Source organism: Paenibacillus sp. Z3-2 (assembly GCF_054161325.1).
Genome location: NZ_CP096397.1, coordinates 4415239 through 4435507 on the forward strand (window position 1 = coordinate 4415239; position 20269 = coordinate 4435507).

The 20269-nt window shown below is 48.9% G+C and carries 3 protein-coding genes; all 3 read right to left on the reverse strand.

Going from position 1 to position 20269, the window contains the following annotated elements; translation table 11 throughout:
• Window positions 1–116 precede the first annotated feature (116 nt).
• The 3 genes from M1D71_RS19735 to M1D71_RS19745 are packed head-to-tail and all read right to left on the reverse strand — an operon-like array spanning window position 117 to window position 20254.
• On the reverse strand, window positions 117–1397 hold the full coding sequence (locus M1D71_RS19735; protein WP_458123322.1) for an MFS transporter: 1281 nt from the start codon (window positions 1395–1397) through the stop codon (window positions 117–119).
• A complete protein-coding gene (locus M1D71_RS19740; protein ID WP_458123323.1) occupies window positions 1394–12454 on the reverse strand; it encodes an amino acid adenylation domain-containing protein in 11061 nt (3686 codons plus the stop codon). The genes M1D71_RS19735 and M1D71_RS19740 overlap by 4 nt, the downstream gene beginning before the upstream one ends.
• 24 nt (window positions 12455–12478) lie before the next feature.
• Window positions 12479–20254, reverse strand: a complete 7776-nt coding sequence (locus M1D71_RS19745) for an amino acid adenylation domain-containing protein (RefSeq protein ID WP_458123324.1) — start codon at window positions 20252–20254, stop codon at window positions 12479–12481.
• Between the last annotated feature and the right edge of the window lie 15 nt (window positions 20255–20269).

The window sequence follows — 20269 nt, forward strand, 5'->3', positions numbered from 1 at the left end:
ATATCGGGCGTAAAGTTGAGGTTGAAGGATGCTCCGAATATGAAGGAATAAAATTCTTTCGAACGTATTCATCTTACATTTCCCCTTTTCCTCTTTTGCAACTTCAATAGAAATTGTCAGGCCTCGTGTGTTTCCACAACTCTTAAAGGCTCAGGCTCGCTGCCTTGGGTAAAAAACTCTCTGAGATCGCGGTTACGATAAGCCAGGATGCCGACCACAAGCAAACCGGCACCGGAAACCAGTGTGATATAGTACCAGTCTACAACTTCCAGAAGTGCACCGTATACTCCCATTCCTAGAGGCACAGCGATCGTTATTACTGTGTTCACCACCCCCAAAACGCTCGCTCTTATTCGCTCAGGTATATAAAGTTGAACATAAGAAAGCATTGGAATATTGCCCATGGTGTTAAGTATTCCGGTAAACATCAAGACGATCATGAAACCTATCATAAGCACGACCTTTGTGCTTGTTTCAAAGATGGGCCACTGGGGGAACATCCATAGGACAATCATCAACGCCTGAAACTGAATTAGAATGAAGATTTTGTTGGTAATAAAGCGGTTGATGGCCGGTACCGACACAATTACGGCCCCGATAATTATGCCTGCCGCCAGCGCCGCTTCGATAAATGACAATTGCTGTGGCGTCATATCGAGCGCTTGATAAACGATAAAGGGCAGGATAAGGGAAACTGCTGGAACAATTACAAAGTTAATAAAAACAAAAATCATCAGCAGATATTTGATTGCAGCCCGGCGGCGAATATATTTGTACACTTCTTTTACACTTTCAAAATAAGGCTTTGCTTCCCCGATCTCCTCTTTGCGGGGCGAGAATTTCAATAGCAAATTCAAAAACCCGGAGAGAATGAACGCGGCTCCCTCGATCAAAAAGATATACTCCAGCCCAAATTTGCTGTAAGCTACTGCACCGATCACCGGTCCCAGTATACTAACTAGAGCACCGATGCTCTGGGTGCTGGAATTGACCATCGGAACCTTTTCCGGTGAGACAATATTGGGAACGGATGAGTTTACCGTCAGGGTAAAGAGCGCTTGAAGAGCGCTCAAGATCATAGCATAAACAACGAACAGCCAAATGCTGTCATGAAAAGATTGAAACATGAACATAAGCATTAGAATTGAGATTCCGCAAAGAAAATCACAGACGACCATAATCCTTTTTTTACTACGGCTGCGGTCAACGAACACCCCAGCGATAATATTGACGAATATGCCCGGAATATAGGTAAAACTCAACACTAAAGCGAACATACTCGATGAACCGGTGAGATCCAAAACATACAGACTGAGTGCAAAGCGAAAGATGGATGTTCCCAGTTCGGTAATTAACCTACTTAGACTGAAAACGATAATATTGGTTGAGTTTCTCATATTTTTACACCCTTTATAACCTTCCGTGCGGCTTCATCCAGTATGCTGCGAAGAGAATGCGGATTCTCTTCCACAGGAATCACAAGCGTCATGTAAATCTGGTTCCCTTGGTGCCACGCCATGCATAAGATCCGGTTCGGTTCATCGCAGTTCACACCATCTTCCTCCAGGTAATCCAAATTCGTATCCGTGCCGAGTTCACCCAAATAGTTGAAATTGATCGGCATCTCCCGATGGGCTGCGGCCAACCGCCGCGCCGCATCCATAAAGGCTGGATCAATCGATTCGTTGTACACCAGATTCGCAAAATGAATGTTATGCTCGGAGGCAGATTTCAGCATCTCTTTGATCGACTCGGTCTGCCTGTCCATTTCTTCTCCGCAGTCTAACAACAGCGGAATATAATCTATGCATTCACCGACAATATCGAAATAAGACTGATCACGGTACTGTCTGCCAAAATGCGTCATCCACAACGGAATCTGTGACTTACCGAAGTACGTTCCGAAAAACGCAGCGCATATCCCCAAAGCTGTCTTCCATTTAAACTCTGCATCCAGCGTTTGCGATAATTCCATATCAAATGGGACGCTATAATGGAGAACCGTAATCTTTGCCGGATCCAAATCGCTGCGCCGATACATACTGACGGCGATTTCCCTAGCAGCGGCTTCAAATGACGGAATATTGTAAAGCTCGTTAAAACTTGCTGCCGAGATCCCTTCCGGGCCTCTGCGAATCTGGTCGGCAAAATCCGTAAAGGTACGGCTTTTTTTTGTTTCGTCAACTCTCCCTTGGCTGAGTGATTCATATTCATGGATTACTCGATTACGAAGAATTTCATTACTCATGTAATCGAAAATCGTATGTGAGAACGGGAGCAGCAGGACATATTCCTTTACGTTTTGCTTGACCAGCAGCACCCGGTACATCAATGGATCGCTGTTCGTATACGGCCTGATGAAAAAATTCTTCATAAGCGCCCGCAGAATATCCCTTTGCGACTCCGGTTCGAAACCGGAAATATCTAAAGTTGGCAGCTCTAGCTGGTCCGGGCTTTCATGCAATCGCCAACGTACGGTTTCCGTTTCAGTGTCTTCGATGAGAACACTGCGCATGACTTCCTCGACAGACACAATTCGCTGCAAGGCTCGTTCCAATAACTCAGGCTGAATTACTTTCCCGAATTTAACCATGGTTCCCGATACATCTTTATACTTGAAATGGTACGTTTGAGAAGGCGAAATATCATACTCCTTGACCACCGTCTGGTTTGTAATGCCTTTGGCGTACGCCTTCTGCTTCCGTGAGATCGAATTCATCACCGTTGCTACCCAGTCTGCGCCATTCGTCTGCCGCAAGCCCAATTGGTCGTTCAGTTCTTGCCTGCTCCAATTCCGTTCTGATGTCGGAATCAGCACGCTCGAAGCATCCGCAATGAAGTGCGGTTGAATCTTCTCGTCCAGGTGTTCAGCAATCAAGTTCTCTGCTCTCCGTTTCAGTCCCTCATCCATTCCTGAAATGTGGACGACCATGAATTCCTCGCCGTCAACGGAATAAGTTTTCCAGCTGCATGTGCGTTCCAAGCGTTCCCCAAGCCATTGTTCCGCAGTGGGAATATCTGTAAGGCGCTGCTCGGATTCCACCGTTACAGAACGTACCGTAGAATCCGCCAGCTCGGCAGGAGTCTGATGGGAGAACACCTGATTTATACTCAGTTCGAAGCCGAGATTAGCCAGCTTTGAAACCACCTGCATGGCCTTTAATGAATGTCCCCCGATTTCAAAGAAATTGTTGTGGACACCAATCCGTTCCAATCCCAGCACTTCCGACCAGACCTGCACTATTACAGCTTCCGCCTCATTCCTTGGCGGAGTATATTCGGCCTCGGTTACATCATAATCCGGCTCGGGGAGCGCTTTTCGGTCAACTTTGCCATTCACGTTGAGTGGAAGCTGATCCATAAATAGGATTACGGTCGGTATCATGTAGTCGGGGAGCTGCTGTCCCATAAACTCCTTTAGCGACTGTATGGTCAATTCAACCTCCGCCACAACATAACCGCAAAGGATCTTATTATCCTGCGACTCTCCGGCCTGCTTGACAAGGATGACGGCTTCTTTCACGGAAGGATGACTGAGCAGTATATTCTCGACCTCACCTGTCTCGATCCGGAACCCCCGAATTTTCACCTGATTGTCCATTCTGCCGATAAACTCGATAGAGCCGTCTGGGAGCCATTTGGCGGCGTCCCCGGTCCGGTATACCCGCTCGCCTGGAACAAACGGATTGGAGAAAAATTTCTGAGCCGACAATTCTTCATTATTTATATATCCCCGAGCCACGCCGTCTCCCCCTACCCAAAGCTCGCCGGGGACACCTACCGGATTCAAATTCCCGTATTTATCGACAATATAGGCCGTGGAGTTGCTGATCGGCGGCCCAATTGGCACGCTATTACCGTATGCCTTATCGATGACGAAGCAGCAGGAAAAGGTTGTATTCTCCGTAGGTCCGTACCCGTTGACCATGGTTAACGGACCGGATTGCTCTCTTACCTGCTGAATATGTTTCGGGGAGAGAACATCTCCACCGACAATCAAATAGCTTACGTTGCGGAACATGTTTGGCTTGTGTTGGGCAAATTGTGTAAACAGCGGCGACGTTAACCACAAAGTCGTAATGTCATGCTGCTGAAGCGCGGATTCAAAGAGGACCGGATCCAGCAGCGTAAGTTTGTCGACCAGGTACAGCCTCGCTCCGTTCAGCAGCGCTCCCCATATATCAAATACACTGACATCGAATACAGGTGCCGCCGTTTGCAAGACCCGGTCTTCAGTGCTGAATCGAACATAGTTGGTATTCTTGACCAATCTGGAAACGCCCAGATGCTCTACCATAACGCCCTTAGGAAGTCCGGTAGATCCCGATGTATACATTACATAGGCGAGATTGTCGGTGCCCGTCTTATTCAGCAGGTTCGGGGCACTCTCGTCACAGAGCTGCCGATGATCCATCAAGATGACTTCCGCACCGCAGGCAGCCCGATCTGCAAAGCAGCTCCGGGCAAGCAGCCATTTGGCACCGCTGTTTTTGAAGAAATACTCCACCCGGTCACGCGGATAGTCAGGATCGATCGGAAGATAAGCACCTCCCGCTTTTAGAATGGCGAGCATCCCGATAATCATTTCCAGCGTACGGTCACCCATGATGGCAACGACCCGTTCAGGACCTACGCCCTTCTCTCGCAGCAGTGCCGCAAGCTGGTTTGCTTTGGCATTCAGTTCGCCATATGTCAGTTTGATACCATCGCAAGCCAGCGCGATGCTCTCTGTATGCTTATCCACTTGCTCCTCGAACAGTTCATGAATGGTTTGATGGGGATACTCGGTTTTCGTGTTGTTGAAGTCTCCAATGATCTGACCCCGTTCTTCTTCCGTCAGCATATGGATGTCGGATAGCCGGATCTCCACATCTGTCGTCACAGCTTCAAGAATTTGAAGATAATGCGCCATCATCCGCTCCACCGTATCTTTAAGGAACAGCTTCCGGGCATATTCTACATCCAGGCGAATTTGCCCCTCCTCTTCTGCTGCCGTAACCATCAGGTCGAATTTGGATGTTCCGTTGTCGAAGTCATACGGCTCTATAAGAAGTTCACCAAGCTGAATTTCCCCGACGCCGACGTTATCGACGGCAAACATAGTATCAAACAACGGATTTCGGCTGACATCCCGCCGTACATTCAGCCTTTCGAGCAAATCCTCATATTGGACCATCTGGTTCTCGAATGCTTGCAGCGAATGCTTTTTAACTTCCTCCAAAAAGTCGAAGAACCGTTTGCTTCCTTCCGGCTGATTTCGAATCGCCAGCGTATTGACGAACATACCGATGACACTTTCCAATTCCTTTTGCAGTCGACCGGAGGTCGGTGTGCCTACGATAATGTCCTCTTGGTTGGCGTATTTAGACAAAAGAATGTTGTATGCAGCCAATAGGAACATGTATAACGTAGTTCCAGTCCGGGCAGCCGCCCCAAGAATCCGAGAGCTTAATTCACTGCCGATCGCAATAGAGAAAGCATCGCCTTCAAAGCTTTGGATTTGCGGCCGTGGATAATCTGCCGGAAGGTTTAGAGCGGGCAGCTCTCCTGCAAAACGCTCCAGCCAATACTGTTCTTGCTTCGCGTAGGCTTCCGATTGAAGCATTTCACTTTGCCATGCCGCATAATCCTTATATTCGATGCGTGATGAGGTATCATCCAGCTCTTGGCCGCTATATAGCAAGTTCAGTTCCTCGACAAGAAGGCGGATCGATCCTCCATCCGAAACGATATGATGCATATCAATGATCAGAATGTGCCTGTCATCCCCCAAGTTTGCCAGGCCCACGCGCATTAGCGGGGCCTTTTGCAAGGAGAAAGGTTCAACGAACCGCTCTATGATTTCCGCAATATGGTCTGGATTTTCCGGTGCCTCAAGCTCCCGGATGGAGAAAGAAACGTCGCGATGCACCATTTGCATCAGCTCTCCTTCCACGAACCGAAACGAGGTCCTGAATGCTTCATGCCTGCGAATGAGGGTAGTGAATGCCTGCTTCAGCCGTGCACGGTCCAGCTCCCCCGTTAGCTGTAAAACAAAAGGCATATTATAAGCCGTCCCCGTCCCTACAAGCTCATTGAGAATCAGCAAGCGCTTCTGTGCTGACGACACCGGATAATGCTCTCTTTCCGGCACCTTTGCGATCAAGGAATAGCTTGTTTGTTCCAAAGCGTCGATCGCCTCAGCCATCTGTTCCATCGCAGGATGTTGAAAAATATTGCTTAATGGAAAGTCAATCTGGAAGACTTCCTTGATATGGGACGCCAGCGCTGCCGCTTTGAGTGAATGCCCGCCCAGTTCAAAGAAATGGCTGTATGCTCCTATCGGGGCCGCTCCAAGGACCTCCGACCATATTTCGGCCAGCTTTCGTTCCGTCACACCGCGCGGTGGCACATAATTATCTGCTTCAGCGGATGCAAAGTCCGGTTGCGGAAGCGCGCGGCGATCCACCTTTCCGTTGGAGGTCAGCGGGATTTTGTTCAATTCCACGTAGTGAACAGGGATCATGTATTCCGGCAGCTCCCGCGCCAGACATCCCCGAATCTCGCGGACGGCAATATTACGGGATGTCGTAATATAAGCGCACAACTCTGTTTCCTGCTTCGGATTTTGTACCACAGCAACGATAGCCTCAGCAACGCCCTCCTGTTTGAGCAGGACATTCTCCACTTCTCCAAGCTCGATGCGGTAACCGCGTATTTTGACCTGCTCGTCCATCCGGCCTAGATACTCCAGGTTTCCATCAGGGAGCCACCTAGCCAGATCACCTGTTCTATACATTCTTTCACCGGTTTGAAACGGATCGGCGGTAAACTTCTCCGCCGTCAAATCGTCCCGGTTCATGTACCCCCGTGCCAGACTTTCTCCGGCAATACACAGTTCACCGGAAATGCCGATCGGAAGGAGCTTATCATTTCTGTCAAGGATATACACCCTTACGTTGTCAATCGGGCTGCCGATCGGAATGTTATCGTATTCGCCATTCACCTTGAAAGCCGCCGTCACGATGGTATTTTCCGTAGGTCCATAATTATTTACCAGTTCATAGGATCCGGGATGATAAGACTTGAGCTTATCTCCACCGGTAAGCAGCACACGCAGGGAATCGTTCTGGATCTGGGTGAATTGCTCGCAGACGGCCGTCGGCAGAAAGCTGACAGTGATACCCTGTTCGTTGTAGTAATCCGCCAATCGCGGCACATCGTATCGGATTTCCTCCGGGATAATATGAAGCTCACCACCCGACAAGAGTGATGGGAATATCTCCCACACAGAGGCATCAAAGCCGAATCCGGCGTATTTGGTACTTTTGTCCTCAGGCGTCAGCCTGTAATACGATTGATACCATCCGGTCATATTGAGCAGAGAGCGGTGTTCGATCATCACGCCTTTCGGTTTCCCCGTAGACCCTGATGTGTAGATCACATAGGCCAAGTCGGCGGACGAACCCTTTGGCATCGAGAACGGCTTCTGTATATGAAGCTCACTGTTTGGCATCAGCACTTCCTCTACATCGATCCAGGGGAGACTCAAACCTTTCGATTGTGCCAGCCCGTTTTTCGTCAGCAGCAAGTCAGCCTTGCTATCCTCCAGAATGTAAGTAATACGATCAGCAGGGTACTCATGGTCAATCGGGAGATATGCCGCCCCCGTTTGTAATACTGCAAGCACTGCCACAATCATTTCGACCGAATGTTCGACCATGATTGCCGTGATCCCCCCGGGTTTCACACCCTTTTCCAGCAGAACGTAAGCAAGACGGCTTGTTTGTTCCTCCAGTTCACGGTATGTCAGCCGCTGGTTTTTAAAGACGAGGGCAGTATGGTCCGGTGTACGCTTGACCTGTTCTGCAAACAACTCATAAGCGGTCCGGTTATGGGCAAAGTCCTTTTTCGAACCGTTGAATTGTTCCAGAATCCAGCTCCGCTCCTCCGGCGGCAGCAGTTCTATATCTTCCAGCTTGATATGTCTGCTAACAACCACTGACCTTAAAACCTCAATGTAGTGCGTCATCAGGCGCTCGATCGTCCCGGCTTTAAACAGCTTCGCAGCATACTCCGCTTCGATGGACATTCCCCGGTCATTTTCCGTTACCGTCAATGTCAAATCAAACTTCGACATCTGTCCGTCCCAGGAACGGGAACGTACGGTAAGTCCGTCTAAAGCCAACTCTTCAATACCGAGGTTCTGAAGCGTAAACACCGTGTCGAACAGCGGGTTACGGCTTAAGTCACGTCTGAGTCCAAGCTTCTCGATAAGCTCCTCGTATGGATAGTCCTGGTGCTCGAAAGCCTGAAGCGTCGTTTGTTTCACTTCGCACAGGAATTGATCGAACGTTTTTATTCCTTCCGGTTTTACACGCAAAGCAAGCGTGTTGACGAACATACCTACCGTTTGAAGCACGTCTGCATGAGTTCTGCCCATTGTCGGAGATCCAATCACAATATCCTCTTGGGAGGCATATTTGGAAAGCAATATGCTGTAAGCAGCCATCATAACCATATACAAGGTGGCTCCCGTTTCATTGGCCAGCTGTTTCAACCGGGAGGTCAACTCTTCATCGAGATTCACTGAGGAAAAAGCTCCTTCAAAACTCTGAATCTGCGGTCGTGGATAATCAGTCAACCAATTAAGCACGGGTGGCTCTTCGGCAAATTGATTAAGCCAGTAATGCTCCTGCTCCTGCTGCTCTCTGGAGCCGGACTGTTTCCTTTGCCAAACGGCAAAGTCTTTATATTGAACACGTCGAACCGAATGCCCTGCATGAGTTTTTGCATCTGCTTCTTTACCCAGGCTGTTATACAATTTGCAGAATTCTTGAACGATGATTCCGATGGAGACACCGTCGGCGACGATATGATGGATATCAATGATCAGAAGACAGCATTCTTCCCTTATTGTAGATAGTCCCGCCCGCAGCAAAGGTGCGCTTCCGAGGTCGAACGGAACTACGAATCGATCGACGGTTTTCTCAATATCCTCACGAGGATGAGACTCCAGTTCCTTTAAAGCAAAGGGTACGTTCTCATGCACCACCTGAACGGGTTCCCCATGCAAAGACGCAAAAGAGGTTCGTAAAGAATCGTGGCGGGAAATCAAGATTTGAAAAGACTGTTCCAGCCGGTCGACATCAAGCTTACCCTCGATTTGCAGGACAAACGGCATATTATACGCTGTTGTAATTCCTGCCATACTATTCAAAACATACAGGCGCTTTTGCGCAGAGGACACTGGATAGAACTCAGCCAGGGGAGCTGGCTCGATCCCAACAAATTCCTCATCTTCGTTCCTGTTGATCCTCGCCGCCATCTCTGCCAGAATCGGCGTCTGGAATATATCGCTTAAAGGGAGTTGGATCTCAAATTGCTTTTTCATTTCCGTGACCAACTTTAACGCTGTCAGGGAATGACCGCCAAGCTCAAAGAAATGGTCATTCGCCCCGATCGAAGGAATGGCCAGTACAGCGCTCCAAATGTCCGCCAGCTTTTGCTCCGTTTCGTTCCGAGGTGCAACAAACGCTTCGTTACCCAGAGCATTAGCCTCCACGGGCTCCGGCAAGGCCTGCAGGTGAACTTTGCCGTTCGGAGTAAGCGGTAGTTGATCCATAAATATCCAATGAACAGGTACCATATAATCAGGCAGATCATTCAAAAGATACCGTTTCATACTTGTCGCATCGAGATTTTCCGCACCAACCACATAAGCACATAATGATTTCAGACCGTCACCCTTGTCTCTTACTGTGACTACAGCCTCCTTCACGCTTACATGCATCTGAATCCGGCTTTCGATTTCCCCGGTTTCGATGCGGAAACCGCGTATTTTCACCTGATTGTCCAACCGGCCAATAAAATCGATGCTTCCGTCCGGGAGCCAGGTTACCAGGTCCCCCGTACGATAAATCCGTTCTCCCTCGATAAAAGGACTTGCAGTAAACTTCTCCGAAGTCAGGGACAGATTGTTTATGTATCCGCGCCCGACGCCATCACCGCCAACCCACAGTTCTCCCGGAACACCGACGGGGCACAGATGCCCGTATAAATCGACGATGTAAGCAGTAGAATGGGCGATCGGTCCGCCGATCGGAATCCTTGTTTCCTCGAACGAGCGGATCGTGTAGCAGCAGGAAAACGTCGTATTTTCAGTCGGCCCATACCCGTTAATGATCGTCGTATTGTGGCATTGGTCCGCCACAAGCCGAATATGCTTAGGGGAAAGGGTATCCCCCCCGACGATCAAGAAGCGAAGGGGACGGAATAACGTCGGATCCAATTGAGACAACTGATTGAACAAGGGAGAAGTGAGCCACATGGTTGTAATACGGTATTCACGAATCGCTTCTCCCAACAGCTGCGCATCCAGAATCGAGTCCTTGTCGATGATATACAGTTCCAGGCCGTTTAGAAGCGCCCCCCAAATCTCAAATGTGCAGGCATCGAATACAGGAGCTCCGGTTTGCAAAAAGCGGTCTCCTGGTTCAAAAGGGACATAGTTGCTGTTTTGGACCAGCCGTACCACATTATGATGTTCGATCATCACCCCTTTGGGACGTCCCGTCGAACCGGAGGTATACATCACATAGGCCAGGTTTGAGGGCGTAAGAATTTTTTCCGCATCGAGTGCACGGTCCTCTATCATAGTTGAAGAATATTCATCCTCTTCCCGATCCAGAATGATGGATTCGACTCCGTCCATATGCTTGTCCGCATAACACTCCGGCGTAACGATCCATCTCGTCTGACTATCCCTCAACATAAAGGCAATGCGATCTTCCGGGTATTCCGGATCAATAGGCAAATAGGCGCCACCAGCCTTTAAAATACCCAGCATACCCACTACCGTCTCCATTGAACGGTCGCCGATCAAGCCCACGACGCTGTCTGGAACAACACCCTTTCTTCTCAGTCGGGATGCCAGACGATCAGCCCGCGCATTCAACTCCGCATAAGTCAGTTTGCGTTCCTTATTCACGATAGCGATGTTTCCCGGTATCATCCCGGCCTGACGCTCGAACAGCTGCACGATCGTTTGATCCCTCGGATATTCGCCAACGGTGTTGAATTGGTGCAGGATTTGCTGTTTCTCGTCGTCTGTAATGACTGAAATATGCTGAATCAGGATGTCTGCGTTCCGGCTGACCTGATCGAGCACTTGCTCAAAATTCCGGAACAAACGATCCATTGCGGCCTGGACATATCGGGCCGAGTTATATTTAAATTTGACTTCGAGCCCAGCGTTCGGCATAAGAATGAGGTTAAAGTCATAATGCGTCTGCTCAAAATCTTCAAGCTCAGTAATTGCAAACGCTTCTTCTCCTTCATCTAGAGGGTCCGCACTCACCGGATAATTTTGAAAGGCATAAATATGAGAGATCAGATGCTGCTTCTTGGAAGTCAGGGATTGAATCTCAGCTAGCGGATAAAAGTCGTAGCTCTGTGTTTCTAAGGAGGACTGCTGGACCTCCCGGATTAATGCAGAGAACGGCATCCCGCCTTGGAAGGCGATCCGGATCGGGACCGTATTGATGAACAGCCCGACCATGTTCTCGACCTCCTCCACTTCAGCCGGTCGGCCGGAGGTGACGGTACCGAAAACCACATCCTCGGTTCCGTTATAGCGGCCCATTAACAAGCCCCAGGCCGACTGGAGCACCGTATTTAAAGTCACTTGATGACTTTTGGCCAGATGCTCCAGCCCTTGCGTCGTTTCCTGGCTTATTTTGTAGGTACGGTCCACTTGAACGGCTTGCTCTCCTTGCCGTACCTCCCTGCGACCATATCCATTCGGGCCTACCTGGGTGTTCATGCCAAAGGAGGGCAGATCAATATCTGATTCGTAGCCTTCCAAATATCCGGCCCAGTAACTTCGAGCTTCTTCACGGTTCTGCCCGTCCAGCCACTGAATGTATCGGGAGAAAGGCGGCGCCTCTTCCACCGATGAAAACGTACCCTGGCTGAGCAATTTGTAGACGTCAAACAATTCCTGAACGATTGTTTTTAAACACCAACCGTCCAGAATGATATGATGATAGCTCCAAATCAGCTTATAACTGAGATCACCGGTTTGCAGCATGGCCGCACGAAGCAGCACATCCTTGGCCAGGTCGAACCCCTTCTTCTGGTCCTCTTGGATATAGCGGCGGATATACTGCTCCTGCTCCATTTCGCCAAACGGCGACAGGTCCTCATAAAATACTGGCATCACGCGCTTTTTGAATACAACCTGCTTTGGATTTTTTGTGTTCTCATGGATGAAATTAAGCCTAAGCACATCATATTTGTCGATCAGGACATTAAAACTTTTTTCCAATATCAAGGCATCCAGCCTTCCCGAGACGGTGCAGGAAAACTGTTCGAAGTATGCGGCGGAATCCGGGTTCAAATAGGAATGAAACAGCATTCCTTCTTGCATCGGTGTTAAGTTGTATACCCCCGCAATAGTCAGCTTATCGCTCAAGACCATCTCTCCCTAAATTCATTTTTATTGGTTATAAAAATCCATAATGGCTTCCAGCTCTTCAATGGACAAATCGTCTCCCCCCACATCGGAAGGCGTCAGTTCCTGAGTCTCTTTTTCCATGCAATGCTTGATTATTTCCATCAACTGTGTCTTAAAACGGCCGCCCAGGAGGCTGATTTCCGTTCCTGTATATTCCGCAAGATTATAGTCGATCGACATCGTCAGACAGCCATCTTCCACAAGGCCCGTAATATTCAAAGCCACTTCCCTTTCAGCTTCCGGGTTAACGGTTTGACCGTATGGCACGTCGGAAGCACCGAACAGCTCTGTATTCACATCGTTATCGAATTGCCCCAGGTAGTTAAACTTAATTTCAGGCTCCAGCCGGAATTGCAGCTCGTCCTCAAGTCGATTCTCACCAAGGTATTTCAGGATTCCGTAGCCAATACCCTTGTTCGGAATGCGACGTAAGTTCTCTTTGACTGATTTGATGTGGTAGGATATATCCGCTGAACCCGGGATGTTCAATACGACTGGATAAATGGAAGTAAACCAACCGACCGTTCTGCTGATATTCACGTTCTTCATGATGTCTTCCCTGCCATGTCCTTCAAGACAGATCAAAACATTTTCCTCGTTGGTCCATTCCCTTACGGCCCGTCCCAATGCAGCGAGCAGAATGTCGTTGATTTCCGTATTGTAGGCCTTATGCACTTTACCGAGAAGCTGCCCGGTTTCGGCTGCAGACAGCTTAAAGGAATACGACATGTTATCCGAGACTGTTGCAGTGCCCTCAAAAAGGCCAGACTTGGGCAGGACCTTAATGTTCTGCGATTCGATTTGTCGCCAGTAGGACTTCTCTTTCTGCAGCATTTCACTGTTTGCATATTCCGTTAATCGGTTCGCCCACGTTTGGAAGGAATCCGTCTTGGACGGCAGCGCGATAGGTTCGCCCCGCTCTGCTTGATGATACGCAAGCGTCAAATCCTCGAATAAAATGCGCCAGGAAATACCGTCAATGATCAAATGGTGAATAATGATCGCCAAATGATCACCCTGGCTTGTCTTGAATAATCCCGCCTTAACCAAAGGTCCGTTTTCCAAATCGAGACTGCCATGCAGCTCATCAATGATTCGGGCCATCTCAATCCGGCCATCATCCCCGTCGGCCATTGTCTTGATGAAAAGTTCGAACCACGGGTGCTCCACCCGAATGTTCTCCCCCCTGTTATACTGCATCCATAATCCTTCCTCGCATTTAAAAACCATTCTTAACGCATCATGATGACGGATCAGCCCGGTGAAGACCTCCCTTAACAGGTCCGCATCGAATCCTTCACGCTTATGCAGAACGACAGCCTGGTTCCAGTGATTTGCCGGTGAGAATCCGCATTCAAAGAACCACTGCTGAATTGGAGTAAGCTTCACAAATCCCTCGACCGGCCCCTGATCAATTTCGCGGTGGTCCGCCTGAATATATTTGGACAGCTTCCGAATCTCCGGATTTTGGAACAGATCCTTCATTTTCAACTTATAACCTTGATTGCTCAGCTTCGAAGAAATTTGAATGGCTCGAATCGAATCCCCCCCGAGCTCAAAGAAATTATGATCGATCCCGATCTTGTGGACGCTGAGAACCTCTTCCCAAATCGTCACCAGGATTTGCTCCACTTCATTACGGGGCTCCGTATAATTCCCACTCGACGCCGCGCTGCGTTCGGGAGCTGGCAGTGCATCCCTGTTGATCTTCCCGCTGATCAAAAGCGGCATGTCTGCAAGAATGATAAAGTGGGACGGTATCATATAGCCGGGCAATGCTGCTGCCAATTCATCTTTTAACTCCAAGAGACAATTCTCTTCGCTGTCTTGCGCAGAAGGCTCCAGAACCAGATATGCACACAAATATTTGCTTCCGGTATCATCTTCTCTAGCCAATACAATCGTCTGCTTGATATGTGGGGATTGCATAATACAAACTTCGATTTCCTCCAGCTCAATGCGGTAGCCTCTGATTTTGACCTGAAAATCTTTACGTCCGAGAAACTCCAGATTTCCGTCATGCCGCCAGCGCCCTAAATCACCGGTCTTGTACAGACGAGGGATATCACCCGATTCCGGGATACAAGGAGCAAATGGATCTTTCCCGAAGGACTGGTCCGTTCTTTTCGGATCATGGATATATCCACGCCCTACACCCGCACCAGATACACAAATTTCTCCGTAAACGCCTGCCGGACAAAGTTTCATTTGGTTATCGACCACATACAAATTTAAATTCGCCAGCGGTTTACCAATCGGGACGAAGTCTGTCTCCTTAGGCAAGTCGTGGATCACAAGCTGGCTGATATCATCGGCAGCTTCCGCAGGTCCGTACGCATTTACGATTGGAATTCCTGGATACAGGTTCAACCATCTCCGAGCCAAATCCGGCTTTATGGTTTCTCCCGTAAGCATTAAGTGACCTAGAAAGTCTAGTTTTATCCCTTTCTGTTCCAGCACATCCAGCATGACTGTCAAATAAGATGGGACCACTTCCAAAAGCGTCACGCGATCGGCGGTAATTGCCTCCAGGAAACGTTCTGCTTCAAGTACCATATCTTGTGGATACACCGCGGTCGTCCCGCCCAATGCAAGAGCACCAAAGCATTGCCATACCGAAATATCGAAACAGATATTGGCGTTCTGGGCAAAGACCAGACGATGATCCAGAGCAAGAGCATCGGCTTCGGCAAGGATGTGATTCAATAAACCCCGATGCTCGATCATTACGCCTTTGGGCTTTCCGGTCGAGCCAGAGGTAAACAATATATATGCCAGACTGTCCGCACCCTGCAGTTTCCCGATATTCACCGGGCTTTCCTTCTCAATTTCCTCCAGCACCAAGTCAAGGCAAAGAATCACCCCGTCATATTGCTCTTCCAACCCATCCCGGATATATTCCGAGCGGGTTATAAGAACTCGTGCACCGGAATCCTCCAAAATACCCGTTTTGCGCTTTACTCCATACTCCGGATCGATCGGAACATAGGCGCCTCCCGCCTTCCAGATGCCGAGCACGCTTTGAATAAATTCGGGGGAGCGCTCTAACATCACTGCAGCAATCGCTTCCTCCGGCAGATCACCCAAACTCCTTTGAAGGTAACGGCCAATCCGGTTGGCTTTAGCATTGAGTTCGGCGTAGTTCCATACTCCCCCAGCGAATTTCACTGCCGGCGAATCCGGCTGTTCATACGCGAAACGCTCAAAGCGTTGAGAAACACTCAGATTGAAGTCATAGGCTGCCTTTTGTCCCCGGCCCCAACTCATTATTTCCTTGCGCTCTTCCAAACTGAGCAGCTCCACGCTTCCCAGCGATATATCGGGAGCCGTTACAAGGTTATGGAGGATCTGCAAGTAGTGGCGGCCCATTTGTTGTGCGGTGAAATCTGAAAACAAATCGGTGTTGTACTGCAAATCAAGGGAGATCTCGGTATGATCCGCATAAACATCCAGCATCAAGTCGAACTTGGAGATGTCGGTCTTCAGCTCATATGGAGTGAGGAGCAGATCGCCTATAGCAACTTCCGGTTTCTCGCGGTCCGTCAAATTAAACATGGTGTCAAAAAGCGGATTTCGGCTTGTGTCACGATTCAGATCAAGCAGCTCCACCAACCGCTCGAAAGGGAAATCCTGATGATGGATTGCTGATAACGTGTGATCCATAACCTCCCTGACAAACTCGCGAAACGTCTTATGCTGTTCCGGAAAATTGCGAAGCGCCACTGTGTTGATAAACATCCCCAGCATGTGCTGTACGTCCCGATGATTACGCCCGGCGGCTGGCGTTCCGACTATAATTTCCTCCTGACCGCTATATTTCGATAACAGGGTGCAGTAAGCACCTAACATCACGGAAAACAAAGTTACGCCCATGTCCTGAGACATCTTCTGAAGCGATCCGGCAAGCTCCGAGCACAGCGAAAGCTGCAACGTCTTGCCGTTAAAGCTCTGCACGGCCGGTCTACGGTAATCCAGCGGGAGGTTTAATAGAGGCAGTTCACCACGGAAATGCTCCAGCCAATAAGATTCATGGCTTTGCATCTCTTCCCCGCCGAGCCGTTCATTCAACCAGAAGGCATAATCCTTATAGTGGATGTCAAGCGGCAGCAGATCGTTGTCGTTATACATCCGCTCCAGTTCTTCCAGTAGAATGACTCCCGACAAACCGTCGGAAATAATGTGGTGCATATCGATCAAAAGCACACCTGCGGCCTGTCCGGTATGAAGCCATTGAATCCGCAAGAGCGGTGCTTCTTCCAAAGTAAACGGGCGTATAAACGACTTGATTTGTTCATCGATTTGCTCCTTACCCGCACCAGTCATTTCTACCTCTTCAAGCTTACAGTACGCTTCGGGATGAATGATCTGGACCAGCTCCCCGTCAACAAACCGGAACGACGTTCGAAATACCTCATGACGGTCAATCAACCGATTGATAATATGTTGTAAGCGCGCGGAATCCAAACGGCCTTGAACTTGGTAGGCGAACGGCATGTTATATGCCGTTGATTCCGACTCCTCTAGCGTATGTAGCACATATATTCTTTTTTGCGCCGGACTCACTGGATAAGCGTCATCGGCAGGTGCCGGTGAAATGGACTCTTCATAGTACACATCTCCGTTCATTTCCCGGAGTCGCTCCGCCAAAAGAGCAGCGGTCGGATACTCGAAAATGTCCCTCACGGTTACGTCAACACCAAGCTCCCCTTGAATACGGGAAACAAGGATCGTTGCTTTTAGTGAATGTCCGCCTAAACTGAAGAAATTATCTTCTATGCTTACCCTCTTCACTTCCAGAATCTCAGTCCAAATGGAAACTAAGGCCTCCTCCGTATCATTGCGTGCAGGCACAAATTCGCCCTCATTACGCTCGATGACAGGTTCAGGTAACCGGCTTCGGTTAATTTTCCCATTGGCATTATGCGGCATATCCTCCAGTTGTATAAAGATTGTAGGAACCATATAATCCGGCAAACAGGCGACCAGATACTCCTTCAATTCGGATGCCGTCAGATCGACATAAGCCGTGTAATACGCGCATAAGTATTTCTCGGCCCCTCCCTTGACAAGCACTGCTGCTTCCCGAATTTGTTCGTGCTCGCTTAACCGGTGCTCGATTTCTCCGAGCTCGATCCGGAATCCCCTGATTTTGATCTGTTGATCCTTGCGGCCGATGAACTCGACATTACCGTCAGGAAGCCATCTGCCCAAATCTCCAGTTCTATACAATCGAACGCCTGGCCGGGAAGCAAACGGATCCTCCATAAACCCTTTTGAAGTCTGTTCCGGATCATTAAGATAACCTCTTCCTACTGCAATTCCTGCTACACAAATTTCGCCAATGATTCCAATCGGACACAGTTGGGATTGCTTGTTAACAATATACATTCGAATATTGGACAACGGTTTTCCGACCGGGATATATCCCTTATTTTCAGGTGAACAATCCATGACATACTGGCAAATATCATCCGATGCCTCCGCCGGACCGTACGCGTTAACCATTTTGATTCCGGGGCAAAGCTCAAACCAGCGTGCAGCCAGCGCAGGCGTGACGGCCTCCCCTGTAATCATCAAATGCTGCAGAGATTCAAAACGAAGAGAACGTGCCTTAACGATATCCAAAAGTACACTCAAATACGAAGGAACGACTTCAAGAAGGGTTACCCGATCCCGGATGAGCTGATGGATGAACCGCTCGGGTGAAAGAATCAGTTCCTCTGGATAGATAACCGTGGTCCCGCCAAGTACCAATGCACCGAATAATTGCCATACCGAAATATCAAAGCAGTGATTTGCCGTCTGGGCGAACACAATATCATCAGATAAATGAAGATCATGCGCTTCAGCCCAAATATGGTTCAGCATCCCCAGGTGCTCAATCAAGACTCCTTTCGGTTTTCCCGTCGAACCGGAAGTAAAGAGTGTATAGGCCAAGTCGTTCATTTCTACCGGGACGCAGATATTGCTTTCGGCCTCTTCACCCTCGGGAGGTACAAGGTTGTCCAACTCCGCAAACCGGCCTGGATAACGTGCTTTCAGCTCATCCTCCACGTGTCCGGATAATGCAACAACGATTCTGGCATCCGAATCGGCAACGATCCCCGACTTCCTCTCCTGTGGATATTGAGGATCGACAGGTATATAAGCCCCTCCAAGTTTCCAAATGGCGAGTATGCTCGCTACCATAAGCGGTGAACGGTCCAGCATCACCGCTGCAAAATCACCCTTTTCAAGCCCGAACTGTCTGAATATGCATGCCAAGCGATTCGCTTTTCGGTTCAACTGATCGTAAGTCAGGTATTCCTCCTGATAGCGAAGTGCAACTTTTTCCGGGTGACGTCGTGCTTGCTCTTCGAATAGTTCATGCGCAGGCTTGTCAAGCCTGAATTCCTTTTCCGTGTTGTTAAAGTCGGTCAGAATGACCCGCTTTTCCTGTTGAGAGATGATCTCGATATCCCGCAAATACACACCATCATTGCCCAATACAATGTTCACGATTTGCTTCAAGTGCCCTTCCAAGTTGTGCAGAAAATGCTCGTCATAGAGAAATCCGTTATAGGTGAACAACACTTCGAGTTCCTGTTCCGGGAACACGGTCACGTCCAGATTGTAATTGGTATGTTCCACCATTTCACTGTCGACGATCGACAATCTGCCTTCATCGCCGCCCATCGTCTCCAGCGGATAATTCTCAAAAACGAGAATATGGTCGATCAGTTGATTTTTGAGTACTGTTTTTGACTGGATTTCCGCCAATGAAACATAGTTATACCGGTTCGCTTCCAGCATGGAATCATTCACTTGGGCAAGCAGCTCTTGGAATGAGGTGTCCTCATAGCTTCTGATTCGTAAAGGAACCGTATTAATAAACAGTCCCACCATGCTCTCGATACCAGGCAATTCTGGCGGCCTGCCTGATACGACCGAACCAAATACAACATCCTCGCTGTCGTTATAACGCTGCAACAATACACCCCAAATCGCGTGGAACACCGTGCTTAACGTCACCTGATGTTTGACGGCCAGCGTTTTCAGGCGCCGAGTTGTATCTTCATCCCATTTAAAATGGTATTTGCGATGATCGAACCCTTTTCGATCATCCCCTCCCCCCAGGGATGGGACCGTCGCCCGCAATTCGTAATCCTCAAGGTATTGGCTCCAGTATTGCAGAGCATTCTTCTGGTCTTGCTCCCCGAGCCACCTTATATAATCGCTATAAGGATATACCGGAGCCAATCGTAGCGGGGAAGCACTCTCCAAAGCCTCATAAATTTGGAACAAATCTTGGGCAAGGATCCCCATACACCAGCCGTCCATAATGATATGATGGAATCTCCAGACGACTTTGTAGACATCCTTATCCAGTTTGAACACAGTCATGCGGAAGAGCGGGCCTGTCTCTAAATCGAACTTTCGCTCCAGGTCCCGTGCTTGAACCATCTCGATGAGCCTCGGCTGTTCTTCCTTCGGACAGGTCGAAATGTCCTCAAAGCTTATTTCGGGCTCGCATTGGTTCAAAACGATTTGTAAGGGCTGCTCCACTTCCGTATATATAAATACCGTCCTCAATACATCATAACGTTCTACCAAGGTTGTAAAACTGCGCTTCATTGTTGGAAGTGATAGCATCCCTTGAATCGTGAAGGAAACATGCTCAAAGTACGCTTCAGAGTCGGGTTCTAATAAGGAATGGAACAAAATTCCTTCTTGAGTCGGCGTAAGCGGGTATATTTTATCAATTTCATGATTGCTCAATGTCACACACTCCCC